This is a genomic window from Haloarcula sp. HT12, from assembly GCF_055271655.1.
Map to the genome: position 1 here is coordinate 711,152 of NZ_JBUXKW010000002.1, position 11,771 is coordinate 722,922.

At 65.1% G+C, this 11,771-nt stretch carries 15 protein-coding genes; 10 read left to right on the plus strand and 5 right to left on the minus strand.

Annotated elements, in window-relative coordinates; genetic code table 11:
* Position 1 precedes the first annotated feature (1 nt).
* The 5 genes from phoU (at position 2) to ACY9XZ_RS08880 (ending at position 3,208) form a co-directional block, all read left to right on the plus strand.
* Entirely contained in the window at positions 2–679 is a 678-nt protein-coding gene (phoU, locus tag ACY9XZ_RS08860; protein WP_463456669.1) for a phosphate signaling complex protein PhoU, read from the plus strand.
* 2 nt (positions 680–681) lie between these two features.
* Entirely contained in the window at positions 682–1,743 is a 1,062-nt protein-coding gene (locus tag ACY9XZ_RS08865; RefSeq protein WP_463456670.1) for a PhoU domain-containing protein, read from the plus strand.
* Between the two features lie 38 nt (positions 1,744–1,781).
* Complete coding sequence (gene thiE / locus ACY9XZ_RS08870; protein WP_463456671.1) at positions 1,782–2,417, plus strand: thiamine phosphate synthase; 636 nt, start codon at positions 1,782–1,784, stop codon at positions 2,415–2,417.
* Positions 2,418–2,541: 124 nt separating this feature from the next.
* Positions 2,542–2,916, plus strand: a complete 375-nt coding sequence (locus ACY9XZ_RS08875; protein ID WP_463456672.1) for an ArsR/SmtB family transcription factor — start codon at positions 2,542–2,544, stop codon at positions 2,914–2,916.
* Between the two features lie 10 nt (positions 2,917–2,926).
* On the plus strand, positions 2,927–3,208 hold the full coding sequence (locus tag ACY9XZ_RS08880; RefSeq protein ID WP_463456673.1) for a hypothetical protein: 282 nt from the start codon (positions 2,927–2,929) through the stop codon (positions 3,206–3,208).
* On the opposite strand, the gene ACY9XZ_RS08885 is transcribed toward ACY9XZ_RS08880, so the two are convergent.
* On the minus strand, positions 3,209–3,463 hold the full coding sequence (locus ACY9XZ_RS08885) for a glutaredoxin family protein (protein ID WP_463456674.1): 255 nt from the start codon (positions 3,461–3,463) through the stop codon (positions 3,209–3,211). It abuts the gene before it with no gap.
* Between the two features lie 85 nt (positions 3,464–3,548).
* Between ACY9XZ_RS08885 and ACY9XZ_RS08890 the strand changes: the two genes are divergently transcribed.
* From ACY9XZ_RS08890 to ACY9XZ_RS08900, 3 genes are all read left to right on the plus strand, one after another.
* Entirely contained in the window at positions 3,549–4,490 is a 942-nt protein-coding gene (locus tag ACY9XZ_RS08890; RefSeq protein ID WP_463456675.1) for an oxidoreductase, read from the plus strand.
* Between the two features lie 82 nt (positions 4,491–4,572).
* Positions 4,573–5,649, plus strand: a complete 1,077-nt coding sequence (locus tag ACY9XZ_RS08895) for a CNNM domain-containing protein (RefSeq protein ID WP_463456676.1) — start codon at positions 4,573–4,575, stop codon at positions 5,647–5,649.
* Between the two features lie 39 nt (positions 5,650–5,688).
* Positions 5,689–6,468 carry a hypothetical protein gene (locus tag ACY9XZ_RS08900; protein ID WP_463456677.1) on the plus strand — a complete coding sequence of 260 codons (780 nt, stop codon included), beginning with the start codon at positions 5,689–5,691 and terminating at the stop codon, positions 6,466–6,468.
* A 5-nt stretch (positions 6,469–6,473) separates the two neighbouring features.
* Here ACY9XZ_RS08900 and ACY9XZ_RS08905 read toward each other — a convergent pair whose 3' ends face one another.
* Entirely contained in the window at positions 6,474–6,776 is a 303-nt protein-coding gene (locus ACY9XZ_RS08905; protein ID WP_463456678.1) for a cupin domain-containing protein, read from the minus strand.
* Between the two features lie 179 nt (positions 6,777–6,955).
* On the opposite strand from ACY9XZ_RS08905, the gene ACY9XZ_RS08910 reads away from it, so the two are divergent.
* The gene (locus tag ACY9XZ_RS08910; protein ID WP_004514885.1) at positions 6,956–7,135 is read left to right on the plus strand and encodes a ribbon-helix-helix protein, CopG family; all 180 of its coding nucleotides are present in this window, start codon (positions 6,956–6,958) and stop codon (positions 7,133–7,135) included.
* Between the two features lie 20 nt (positions 7,136–7,155).
* On the opposite strand, the gene ACY9XZ_RS08915 is transcribed toward ACY9XZ_RS08910, so the two are convergent.
* The gene (locus tag ACY9XZ_RS08915) at positions 7,156–8,388 is read right to left on the minus strand and encodes an MBL fold metallo-hydrolase (RefSeq protein WP_463456679.1); all 1,233 of its coding nucleotides are present in this window, start codon (positions 8,386–8,388) and stop codon (positions 7,156–7,158) included.
* Positions 8,389–8,680: 292 nt separating this feature from the next.
* Here ACY9XZ_RS08915 and ACY9XZ_RS08920 point away from each other — a divergent pair, with 292 nt between their 5' ends.
* Positions 8,681–9,721 (plus strand): proline racemase family protein, encoded by a 1,041-nt coding sequence (locus tag ACY9XZ_RS08920; RefSeq protein ID WP_463456680.1) that lies wholly within the window; start codon positions 8,681–8,683, stop codon positions 9,719–9,721.
* Between the two features lie 529 nt (positions 9,722–10,250).
* Here ACY9XZ_RS08920 and ACY9XZ_RS08925 read toward each other — a convergent pair.
* Together ACY9XZ_RS08925 and ACY9XZ_RS08930 are read right to left on the minus strand one after the other, a co-directional pair.
* A complete protein-coding gene (locus ACY9XZ_RS08925) occupies positions 10,251–10,556 on the minus strand; it encodes a hypothetical protein (RefSeq protein ID WP_463456681.1) in 306 nt (101 codons plus the stop codon).
* Positions 10,557–10,861: 305 nt separating this feature from the next.
* Positions 10,862–11,722 (minus strand): sulfurtransferase, encoded by an 861-nt coding sequence (locus tag ACY9XZ_RS08930; protein ID WP_463456682.1) that lies wholly within the window; start codon positions 11,720–11,722, stop codon positions 10,862–10,864.
* Positions 11,723–11,771: the final 49 nt, after the last annotated feature.

Here is an 11,771-nt window from a genome sequence, read left to right on the forward strand (position 1 = left end):
TATGTCACGCGAGTCGTACCAGCAACAACTGGACGAACTCCGGGAGAACGTCGTCGAGATGGGCGACCTCGTCGTCGAGCGACTCGAAGCCGCGCTGACCGCGCTCCGGACCGTCGACCAGGACATGGCGCAGGCGGTCATCGACGGCGACGACGACATAAACGAGCTGTATCTGGCGCTCGAAACAGACTGTATCCACCTCTTTGCCCTCCAGCAGCCGGTCGCGAGCGACCTCAGATTCGTCGCGGCCTCGTTCAAAATCATCACCGACCTCGAACGCATCGGCGACCTCGCGACGAACCTCGCAGCCTACGCACAGTCGGCCGACCAGCGACTCGGTCCCGAGATCGACGTCGACACGATCGGCCGGGAAGCCACCGAGATGGTCGAGCGCAGCATCGACGCCTACGAGCGGGCGGACATCGCGGAGTGTCGCGCCATCGCGGCCGACGACGACGCGCTCGACGCGCTCTGTCAGCGGGCCAGCGAGACCGTCGCTCGGGACCTCATCGAACGGGAGGCCGACACCGACGACGGTTGGGCGGTCGAGGGGCTTCTCGACGACGTGTCCCGGCTCCTGTTGACGGTTCGGGACCTCGAACGCGTCGGCGACCACGCCGTCAACATCGCAGCGCGGACGCTGTACATGGTCGAAACCGACTCGGAGCTCATCTACTAAGCATGGACACCCGAAAGATACAGACCGTCGGCGGCGGGACCTACACCGTTTCGCTGCCGAAAGAGTGGGCCGAATCGGAGGGCTGTACGGCCGGGACGACGGTCAACCTCCACACGCACATCGACGGCCTGCTGGTGATTCAGACCCCCGACTCCCGGACGACGCCGCGGAACCGCGTCACACTGGCAGTCGGAAACGACGACCCGGCGGAGATAGAGCAGTTGCTCCGGGCGGCATACGCCGCCGGCGTCGAGTCCGTCGTCCTCGAAGTCCCCGACGGCTACTCCGACGAGCAACACCGGGCCATCGAGCGGGTCACCCGGAACCTGACTGGCGTGACTGTCGCCGAGGAGACCGACTCGCAGGTGACGGTTCAGACGCTGCTCGACGCCGGCGAGGTGTCCGTCAGGCAGTCGGTTCGCCAGCTCCAGTTCGTCGCGCTGTCGATGCACCGGGACGCGATGGCCGCGCTCACGAACGGGACGACCAGCGACCGGTGGGCCGACCGGGACGACCAGGCAGACCGGCTGTACGCCATGATCGACCGCTACTTCGAGCGCGGGCTGGCGCGGCTCGACGAGATCGACGCCCTCGGGCTGACACGGCCCGAACTGTTCAGCCTCTGGGTGACCGCGAACGAACTCGAACGCGTGGCCGACCACGCCGAGCGCATCGGTACCGTCGCCGACCGGCTCGACGGCCAGCCTCCCAGCGCCATCGTTACAGATCTCGACGACATCGCCGATGAGGTCCGCACTGTCGTCGAGGACGCCGTCCGCGTCATCATCGGCGATGCCTGCGTCACGACCGCCCGAGAGACCCTCGCCAAGCGCCGAGCCGTGCGCCAGCGGATAACTGACCTCGACCGACAGCTGTTCGAAGCCGGTGACGCCGACTACCGGCTCACGCGCGCCCTCGACAGTCTCTCCAGAACCGCCGAACACGGCGGCAACATCGCCGAGTTCGGCCTTCGGATGGCCGTCCGCGACGGCGTGCTGGCCGACGCCAGCACCGGCACCGACGACGCGGATACAGCGGGGTCGGCGGCCGAGACGGAGTCGTAACGCACAGCACACAAGACCCGTCGGTCCGGAGACCCGCTATGGTCGACTGGGACGTATATCTCGTCACGCAGGCGTCGCTCTCGGCGGGCCGGACGACCGACGACATCGTCGGGGACGCAATCGACGGCGGCGTCGGCGTCGTCCAACTCCGCGAGAAGGACCGGACCGCGCGCGAACGCTACGAACTCGGCCGGGACCTACGGGAACTGACCCGTGAGGCCGGCGTCACGTTCGTCGTCAACGACCGCGTTGATCTGGCGCAGGCACTCGATGCCGACGGGGTCCACCTCGGCGACGACGACCTCCCCGTTTCTGTCGCTCGGGACCTTCTGGGCGACGACGCGCTCATCGGCCGCTCTGTTTCGACCGTCGAAGACGCCGAAGCGGCCGAGGCAGCCGGTGCGGACTACCTCGGCGTCGGCGCGGTGTTCGCCACCGGGTCGAAAGACGACATCGACGACGAGGAGTACGCCGTCGGTACCGACCGCGTCGCCGCCATCGCTGAGGCCGTGGACATTCCCTTCGTCGGAATCGGCGGCATCACGGCCGAAAACGCCGCTGAAGTCGTCCAGGCGGGAGCCGACGGTGTCGCTGTTATCACCGCTATCACGCGTGCCGACGACCCGGAAGCGGCGACGGCGGCGCTGGCCGATGCTGTCGAGCACGGGCGCTAACCGGTTTTATTTCGCTCGGACTACGCGGCTCACGCCTTCGCACATCTCTCCCGCGGAATGCTGACACTGACTGGTCGGTGCGAAAGTATTATATTAGCACACGCTAATATTAGAATACACTAATATGTCTTCAGACCAGTCAGAGACACGACCACCAGAGGGGGACGGCCCGCAATCGGACTGCTGTCCGTCAGTCAGCCAGTCCCTGTCGGAAGCCGAACTCGCCGCGGACGTACAGACGCTTGCGACGCTCGGAACCGATACCCGCTACGAGGCGCTCCGGCTCATCGCCGACGCCGACGAGGCAGTGTGCGTCTGCGAGCTCGAACCGGCTCTCGGCGTGAGCCAGGGTGCGGTCAGCCAGGCGCTCTCGCGGCTGTTCAGCGCAGGCCTGGTCGAGCGACGGAAGGAGGGCCGCTGGCGGTACTACACCGCGACGCCGCGTGCCGACCGACTCCTCGAAGTCCTCGACGGGACGAGAGCGGTAGCGAGCGACTGATACGAAGTCAATGCAACAACCACCATCCGCTCCGCGTGACCGCGCCGGTCTGAATCCCACGTGGCGGCGAATCGCGGCGAGCTACGCGCTGGTGCTCGCGTTTTTCCTGCTGCTGTGGGCGATCAGCCAGCCGCTGGTCGGTCTCGGTGCGCTCGCGGCGCTCGCTGGTCTGGTCGTCAGTGCGAGACGGGCCGCGAGACTGCGGCGCTGTTTCTACGCCTGCGACGCCCTCACGCTCAGACCGTTCGGGAGCGTCAGCATCACGATTCGTCAGGTCGAGCACCCGAACTGACTACGACGACTGCTGTAATTTCTCGCGCAACTGCCGCTCGTCGACGTGATACTTGAACGCCGGCGACCCCTCGATGAAGACGTACGGAACGCGCTCGCCGTACTCCTCGCGGAGGGCCGGGTCCTCGTCGACGTCGACGAGGTCCAGCGCGACGGCGACCCCCTCGTCGTCGGCGACCTGCTCGATTGTCCCGATGGCCTGTTCACAGAGATGGCAGTCCTCGCGCGTGTACACGGTGACCGACACGTCGCTCATCACCGGAACCACGGGGGCGACGGCATAAGACTCTCACTCTCTCGCTGTCGATGGGTTTCAGTGTCTCGCGCCCGTAACCGCGCCAATGCCAGGCTGGACTATCGAAGACATGCCCCCGCTGACGGACCGAACCGTGGTCGTGACTGGTGCGAACAGCGGACTGGGACTCGAAGGCTCGAAGGCGTTCGCTCGCAGGGCCGCGACGGTGGTAATGGCGTGCCGGAGCGTCGAGCGGGGCGAATCGGCCGCCGCGGAGATCCGCGAAGCCGTTCCGAACGCGACGCTCGATGTCCGCGAGTGTGACCTGGCCGATCTGTCGAACGTCGCGTCGTTCGCCGAGGGCCTCCACGAGGACTACGACGCCGTCGATGTCCTCTGTAACAACGCCGGCGTCATGGCGATTCCCCGGAGCGAGACGGCCGACGGCTTCGAGACGCAGTTCGGCGTCAACCATCTGGGCCATTTCGCCCTGACCGGACACCTGCTTGACCTGCTCGGGGCCGCTGAGGGCGAGTCCCGAATCGTCACGCAGTCCAGCGGCGCCCACGAAATGGGCGAGATCGACTTCGACGACCTCCAGGGCGAGCGCTCCTACGGGAAGTGGTCCGCCTACGGCCAGAGCAAGCTCGCCAACCTCCTCTTCGCCTACGAACTCCAGCGCCGCCTCGGTAACCACGGCTGGGACGACGTGATAAGCGTCGCCTGCCATCCCGGCTACGCCGACACGGACCTCCAGTTCCGTGGCCCCCGAGAGATGGGGTCGACGCTGCGAACCGCGGCGATGGGCATCGCCAACGCCGTGCTCGCCCAATCTGCTGAACGAGGTGCGCTCCCGATGCTGTACGCCGCCACCGCCGACGACGTCATCGGCGGCGAGTACGTCGGCCCCGGCGGGCTGTTCGACATGCGCGGCTCGCCCGAGTTCCAGCAGTCGAACGAGGCCTCCCGGGACGAGGAAACCGCCGAACGGCTCTGGGCGGTCTCGACCGACCTCACCGGCGTGGAGTACGACTTCGAGAGCATCTGAGAACGACCACGGTGCTGTCGCGACACGAGCGGGGCCTGCGATCCCCACTTTTTCACCGCCGGAACGTGAACCTCGCCGGCACATGCAACCAGTCGAGATCGCGGTCAGGCTGCTTGCAGGACTCGCCCTGATCCTCGCGAACGGCTTCTTCGTCGCCATCGAGTTCGCGCTGACGCGAGCCAGACAGTACACGGAGTCGGAGTTCGACGAGCCCGGCCTCCGGCGCGCCTGGGAGATGACCGACGACCTCGAGATCTACCTGACGAGCTGTCAGGTGGGAATTACGGCTTCCAGCATCGCCGTCGGTATCATCGCCGAGCCGGCGCTGGCAGCCATCTTCGAGCCCTACTTCGAGTCGTCGGTCTTGGCCGGCGTCGGCCTCGGCGGCGCTATCGCCTTCCTCCTCATCAACCTCGTCCACCTGACCCACGGCGAGCAGACGCCGACGTACCTCGGCGTCGAGCGTGCGAAGTTCGTCTGTCGATACGGCGCGACGCCGCTGTACTACTTCGCGTGGCTCATCTCGCCGATTATCGCCGTCGGCGACGGAGTCGCCAAGTGGACGCTTGGGCTGTTTGGCGTCGAGATGTCCGGCGCGTGGCTCGAAACCGAAGTCGATAGCATCGAGTCCCGCGCGGAACTGCGCAACGAACTCGGCTCTGTCTTGGACCGCGGTGACGTGTCCGACGAGCGCCGCGAGGAGGTGCTCGCTGCGTTTCGGGTTGGCGACCGCGAGGTCGGCGAGGTGATGGTGCCCCGGGCGGATATCGTCGCGCTGTCGCCGACCGACGACGATGCGACCAACGCCGAGCGAATCGCCGAGACGCCCCACACCCGCTACCCGCTCGTCGGCGAGACGCTCGAAGAGTTCCTCGGCATCGTCTACATCCCCGCCCTCGTCGACGAGCGCGAGGAACAGGCCGGTAGCGGCGGTCTGCTTGACGGTATCGATCTCGAAACCGTCGCCTCGCCGCCGATGACGATGTCCCCTGACACGACCGTCAGCGACGCTATCGACCAGTTTCAGGCCGAGCGTCAGGAACTCGCGCTCGTGTTTGATGACGGCGCAGTCGTCGGGCTGGTGACGGTCACGGACCTGCTCGAAGAGGTCGTCGGCGACATCCAGGACCCGATGGACGCCGCGGCCGGCGTCGCCTGACGCTGAAAGCATTTACCGCTCGGCCGGAAACCGGCGACTATGCCCTCCCGCCGGACCGTCCTCGGTACCGTTGCCTGTACGCTCACTGCCGGCTGTGCCGGATTCAGCGACGACCCTTCGACGGCGGTTACGCCGAGTCCGACCCCGGTAGTGCTGTCACCGGTCGACGCTGCGGCGGTGCCCGAAACGGCGACCGTCGGCCTCCCTTCCGGGGCAGTCGACCAACTCAAAGCGGCTCTCCGTGACGACTCGACAGATGTGACTAACTACGAGTGGGCCCACGTCGTTCACGAATTCGACTGTTTCGCGTTCGACGGCGCGACGTACGAAATTGCCGAGCAAACGAGCGGGTCTGGCGGGTACGTCAACGAGTACAGCGTGAGCGAAGTCGACGAGCCCGGAAACGAGTCGACGGTACGGGTCGCCGACCTCCCCGACAGCGACCGACGCGCTGTCATCGACGCGATAGCGGCGGGCGAACACAGATACGACTCCGACGCGGGCGGCTTCGAGCCGAATAGCTCGGTGTACGTCTACAACGGGTCGTACTACGTGTTCTCGTGGGAAGTCCATGCTGACAAACCCGTCGCGGTGACGTATGCGGTCGAAACGACGGACGGCGACCGGTGTGTGACGCTCGAACCGCTGTCGCTCGACGACGAGCAGGCCGAGGCGCTCGATTCGGCGCTCCGGTCGGGCGAGGGGTCGACTGTCACCGGTACGGCGGCCCGTATGCTGACCGAATCGGACGCGGGATACGTCATCCGGGACGGGGACTGCTACGAACTGACCACCCCGACCGACGGGACCGAAAGCTGAGCTGGCTACCGCGGCGGCGTGTAGAAGTTGACTGTTTCTAGCGGCTCGTCGCCGTCGTTTTCGATGCCGTGTCGCTCGCCAGCCTCGATGCGGACGAGATCGCCAGCGTTGACACGGTGTGTGTCACCGTCGACAGTGACGACGCCGGTACCGCTGACCACGAACAGCCACTGGTCGCTGTCGGCGTGGTAGTTCTCCGGCCCGCCGACGGACCGGCCCGACTCGACGGTCATCTCCGCGGCCTGCGCCGCTTCGGTCTCCATGACGACTTCGAAGTAGCGGTCGAAACCGAGCTGTGCCCGCTCCATACGTATCCATCTGGCCGTGCCTCCGAGTCGTTTTCGGGCAGAGCCGCCCAGCCCCGGACTGCCGGCGTTCCGGTTCTCCCACATCGCGCCGAGACGCCGTCGCGACCCCCTGTCACGCGGGTGACTGACGGCCGTCTGACGAGGATATATTTCTCTGGCTGCCCCACTTCCCGTAATCAATGGACGAAGCGTTTCTGGACCTCGAATCGATTGAGGTCGAACTGGACGAGGAGCTGCTCGACGCGATTGACGACAAAGCGTTCGCCGACCACCGCGACAACCGGGACGCCGCGATCCGTGATCTGCTCGACGAGTGGCTGAAACAGCGTGCCGCCGAGGACACGGACGAGAGCGGCTGAGACCGCTCGCTCATCGCCTATCAAACGGTAACGGTCGCGCCTAATTCGGGCGCTGTTGCGTCGTAGCCGTCCTCGCGGAGCGTGGTTGCAAAGGCCTCACAGCGGTCGCCGTGGTTGACCAGTACCGGCGTGTCACGATAGCTGTCGAGGTATGAAAACAGCCCATCGCGGTCGGCGTGTGCCGAGAAGTCGTACTGCTCGACGCGTGCGCTGACCGGCATAATCCGGCCGTCTATCTCGGCGCTGCCAGTCTCGATGAGGTCCCGTCCCGGCGTCCCTTCGACCTGGTAGCCGGTCATGGTGATCTTGTTCATCGGATTCCCGCGGATCTCGGGGATGTACGTCATCGCGGGACCGCCGGAGAGCATCCCGCTGGTGGTGACGATAGCCGCCTTCTGGTCGGTGATGCGCTTGCGCTGGCCGTCCTTGCCGGTGACGAACCGCGCGTGGGACTTCGCCCGCTGGAGCGCGTCCGCGTCGCGGACGAACTCGGGGTACTGCCCGAGCATCTCCGTGACTTGCTTCCCCATCCCGTCGACGTAACAGGGGATGTCGTGTGCTTCACAGATGAGCAGCATCTCCTGCGTTCGACCGATAGCGAAGGCGGGCACGACCACTGTCCCACCCTCCCAGAGTGTCGTCTCGACGCTCTCGGCGAACCGCTCCTCGACTGTCGCTCGCGGTTCGTGGTCGACATCGGCGTAGGTACTCTCGCAGATGAGCGCGTCCGCGTCGGGGCGAGCCGTCGTCCCCGAGACGAGGCGCTGGTCCTCGGTGTGGAAGTCACCTGTGTAGAGGAGGCGGGTGTCGCCGTCGTCGACGAGGACGTGCGCGCTCCCCGGGATGTGGCCGGCGTTGTAGAAGGTGACTGTATGGCCCGCGGCCTCGAACGTCTCCCGGTACCCGTGGGTCTCTGAGACCTCCGTAACTCGCTTGAGGTCGGTTTCGGTGAACGGACAGCCGTATGACCCGCCGTGAAGCTTGAGCGTGTCCCGTGCGAGCGTGAGGGCCAACTCGTAGGTCGGTGGCGTCCAGTGAATCGGGGGCCGAGCGTCACCCGAGAGGAGCGACGGAACCGTGCCGACGTGGTCGAGGTGGCCATGGGAGACGACGACCGCATCGGGTTCCGGCGTCTCGACCGGAAACTGGGGTGGGTTGTCCGTTAGCAACCCGAAATCAAGAAGCAGGGAATCGTTTACGAGCACGGCACTCCGACCGATCTCACGAGCGCCGCCGAGAAACTGAACGTTCATTGTCGAGGGTAGAATCCGCAGACGCTTTCCGTCGTCGGTTCGCGGACACCGGACCCGACGGAGTACCCTGCTGCTGATGCTATCCCCGTTCCGGGTGGCCCCTGATGGACAGACTAGTGGACCATCACGAGCGAGCGGTTCCCCGTCGTGTTCACGCTCGGTCTCGGAACGATACAACGACTGTGTCGACACGCTCCGGGAGATCGACGAACCGTTTTACGACTGGAGCGAGCAACAGATAGAAGAACTAGAACGACTGTAGTGCAGTCACTCGCACCATATCCGCTCACCGATGCCAACTGACACCCTCGTCGAGACACTCGATACCCACACCGCCGGCGAACCGACCAGAATCGTTACCAGCGGGTTCGACCGTTCGACGATCCGGGGCGGCAGCGTCGCCGCCCAGCGCGACCGGTTCGCCGACGCGCTGGACTGGTTGCGCGAACTGCTCCTCTGTGAACCGCGCGGCCACGACGATATGTTCGGCGCTGTGCCGGTCGAACCGGCCGCTGACAACGCCGACCTCGGGCTGTTCTTCATGGACAGCCGAGGCTACCTCGATATGTGCGGCCACGGGACTATCGGTGCCGTAACCGCCCTGATCGAGACGGGCCAGCTCTCGCCCGCGGAGACCGTCGTCGTCGAGACGCCGGCCGGGCTTGTCGAAACCCGCCCGACCGTTTCTGACGGTCGTGTCGAAGCCGTCACGGTTCGAAACGTCGAATCGTTCGTCTGTGACACAGTGACTGTCTCCATCGACCACCGTCCCGGCGGTGTCACCTCACTCGACGCTGCCGACCCGACCGACGATTCGCTCTCGGTGCCGGTGGATATCGTTTCGGCCGGCAACGTCTTCGCGATGGTCGAGGCCGACGCGGTCGGCCTGTCGGTCGGGACGGCGTCGGTCGACGCGTTTGTCGAGTACGGCAGAGCCATCCGGCGCGCGGTCAACGAGCGATTCGACGTTGTCGACCCCTTCACTGACGAGGCGAGAGCGGTTTCGATTGTCGAGTTCTACGAGCACGGTGCCGAGGCCGACCGCAACGTCGTCGTTTTCGGCGACGGACAGGTCGACCGTTCCCCCTGTGGCACCGGCACCTGTGCGAAGATGATGCTGCTGCACCGCGAGGGCGACCTCGGTGTCGACGAGCCGTACCGCTACGAGAGCGTCATCGGCACGCGCTTCACCGGTCGACTGGTCGATATCGAGCGGCGCAACGGTATCGACGTCGGGACGCCGGAGGTGACCGGGTCGGCGTACATCACCGGTCGCCACACGTTCATGCGCGACGAACGCGACGACCTTGGCGGGTTCTCGCTCCGGTCCTGACGAGCGAGAGACGCTGCAGCCGCCACCTGTTCCGAGGACCCTCGCCTCACTGTCGTCCGCTGTTCAAACCAGCGAACCTTCGGTGTTCGAAACCGACTGCACCGTGACTAGCGGGCCCTGTGAAACGGTGTCGCAAACGGGGATGACGGACTCACGCCGCGAACGGCTGATATCCCGACCGCAGTATGGTCGAGAGAAAATCTACAGACTGGAACACGACGAGACTCGAAGCGTTAGCTGCTGTGGGGGGCTAACTCGCCAGTTACGGCTTCTGTGTTGTGTGTAGCTAACACATCTACTGAGCAGTGTTACCATGCTAGCATAAACAATTATTATACTCGGCACCCATAGTTCAGATGTCATGGCGACACGCCAGCAAACCCCGACGACGTACCACACGTGCAGTTGCGGTGAGGAGTTCGACACGACGGAGGAACTCCTCGAACACGCACGAGAGGCACACGGGCTTAGCGTACACTGACTGGCGTCGCCCCCGGTTTTCGCGCTTTGAGACTCCAACAGCGGCAGATCAGGATGTCTTATCGATGTCCTGTCGCACGCTGAACCGCGCGTAGCCGCCGTGTGAGAGATCGAGTGCCCCCAGCCACCAGTTCCATCGCTCGGCGAGCTGATAGTCCTCGGGCGCGTCCGCGAGGTTGTCGATGACGTCCCCCACCGTTAGCTCCGCCCCGAAGTCGGTCACGAACTGGTCTGATTCCGAGAGGTCCCGCGCCTGTCTGGCCACGACCGTGACGATGTCGGGGTCGGCGTCGAAGGCATCGCGGAGTTCCCGTTCGAGTTCCTTTCGGTCCACATCCGGGTGTACGACCCGCATCTGACTTGAATGTACGGTTGGGGACAACGTCGATTCCGGAGGCAGAAGACAGCTGTTCGGAACGGTGGCCACTGTCCCGGCTCTGCTATCGTTCCCGAACAGTGCTGAAAAAGTCGAATGTAGGCCGTCGCCGCTCCGAAGCGGAGTTTCGTGCGCTGCGCTTACTCAGCTTCGCCTTTCTCTGCGGCTCCCGTGCGGTCGCCGCTTCGATTCGAGGCCTCGTGCGCTACCGCTTACTCGGCCTCGCCCTTCTCCGCGGGTCGGCTATGCCTCCCCGCTCCGATTCGAAGCTTCGTGCACTGCGCTTACTCAGCTTCGCCCTTCTCGATGGGCGCACCAACCAGATTACCCCATTCGGTCCAGGAGCCGTCGTAGTTGATGGTGTCGTCGTAGCCCAGCAGTTCGTGCAGGGCGAACCAGGCGACAGAGGAGCGCTCGCCAATGCGGCAGTAGGCGACCGTCGTGGAGTCGCCGTCGATGCCGTACTCGGCGTAGAGCTCTTCGAGTTCGTCGTAATCCTTGAAGGTGCCGTCGTCGTTGGTGACGGCCGCCCAGGAGATGTTCTGTGCGCCGGGCACGTGGCCGCCGCGCTGGGCCGTCTCCTGGAGTCCAGGGGGTGCGAGGATCTCGCCGGAGAACTCCTCGGGCGAGCGAACGTCGACGAGCGGCAGTTCGCGCTCGATGGCGTTCTCGACGTCCTCGCGGTAGGCGCGGATGGACTCGCGCGGGCCGGAGGCCTCGTAGTCGACGGCGGAGAACTCGGGGACTTCGTCGGTGAGTTCGTAGTCGTTTTCGACCCAGTACTCGCGGCCGCCGTCGAGCAGCTTCACGTCGTCGTGGCCGTAGTACTTGAACTGCCAGTATGTGTAGGCGGCGAACCAGTTGGAGTTGTCACCGTAGAGGACGACCGTCGAGTCCTCGCTGATGCCGTGTGACCCGAGCAGGTCCTCGAAGTCGTCCTTGTCGAGGATGTCCCGCGTGGTCTGGTCCTGCAGGTCCGTCTCCCAGTTGAAGCCGATCGCGCCGGGCGCGTGGCTCTCGTCGTACAGTTCCGTGTCGACGTCCACCTCTACCAGTCGGTGGGCGGGGTCGTCGCTCTGGAACTCGTCCAGGTGCTCGCTGACCCAATCGGCCGAGACGAGCACGTCGTTAGCGTATTCAGTCATAATGCATCGAAGCGTAAGTCTACCAAACATATATTACCACGACTTTCGG

Coding starts and splice junctions, on each gene's coding strand:
- phoU (WP_463456669.1), top strand. CDS start 2: ATGTCACGCGAGTCGTACCAGCAACAACTGGACGAACTCCGGGAGAAC.
- ACY9XZ_RS08865 (WP_463456670.1), top strand. CDS start 682: ATGGACACCCGAAAGATACAGACCGTCGGCGGCGGGACCTACACCGTT.
- thiE (WP_463456671.1), top strand. CDS start 1,782: ATGGTCGACTGGGACGTATATCTCGTCACGCAGGCGTCGCTCTCGGCG.
- ACY9XZ_RS08875 (WP_463456672.1), top strand. CDS start 2,542: ATGTCTTCAGACCAGTCAGAGACACGACCACCAGAGGGGGACGGCCCG.
- ACY9XZ_RS08880 (WP_463456673.1), top strand. CDS start 2,927: ATGCAACAACCACCATCCGCTCCGCGTGACCGCGCCGGTCTGAATCCC.
- ACY9XZ_RS08885 (WP_463456674.1), bottom strand. CDS start 3,463: ATGAGCGACGTGTCGGTCACCGTGTACACGCGCGAGGACTGCCATCTC.
- ACY9XZ_RS08890 (WP_463456675.1), top strand. CDS start 3,549: ATGCCAGGCTGGACTATCGAAGACATGCCCCCGCTGACGGACCGAACC.
- ACY9XZ_RS08895 (WP_463456676.1), top strand. CDS start 4,573: ATGCAACCAGTCGAGATCGCGGTCAGGCTGCTTGCAGGACTCGCCCTG.
- ACY9XZ_RS08900 (WP_463456677.1), top strand. CDS start 5,689: ATGCCCTCCCGCCGGACCGTCCTCGGTACCGTTGCCTGTACGCTCACT.
- ACY9XZ_RS08905 (WP_463456678.1), bottom strand. CDS start 6,776: ATGGAGCGGGCACAGCTCGGTTTCGACCGCTACTTCGAAGTCGTCATG.
- ACY9XZ_RS08910 (WP_004514885.1), top strand. CDS start 6,956: ATGGACGAAGCGTTTCTGGACCTCGAATCGATTGAGGTCGAACTGGAC.
- ACY9XZ_RS08915 (WP_463456679.1), bottom strand. CDS start 8,388: ATGAACGTTCAGTTTCTCGGCGGCGCTCGTGAGATCGGTCGGAGTGCC.
- ACY9XZ_RS08920 (WP_463456680.1), top strand. CDS start 8,681: ATGCCAACTGACACCCTCGTCGAGACACTCGATACCCACACCGCCGGC.
- ACY9XZ_RS08925 (WP_463456681.1), bottom strand. CDS start 10,556: ATGCGGGTCGTACACCCGGATGTGGACCGAAAGGAACTCGAACGGGAA.
- ACY9XZ_RS08930 (WP_463456682.1), bottom strand. CDS start 11,722: ATGACTGAATACGCTAACGACGTGCTCGTCTCGGCCGATTGGGTCAGC.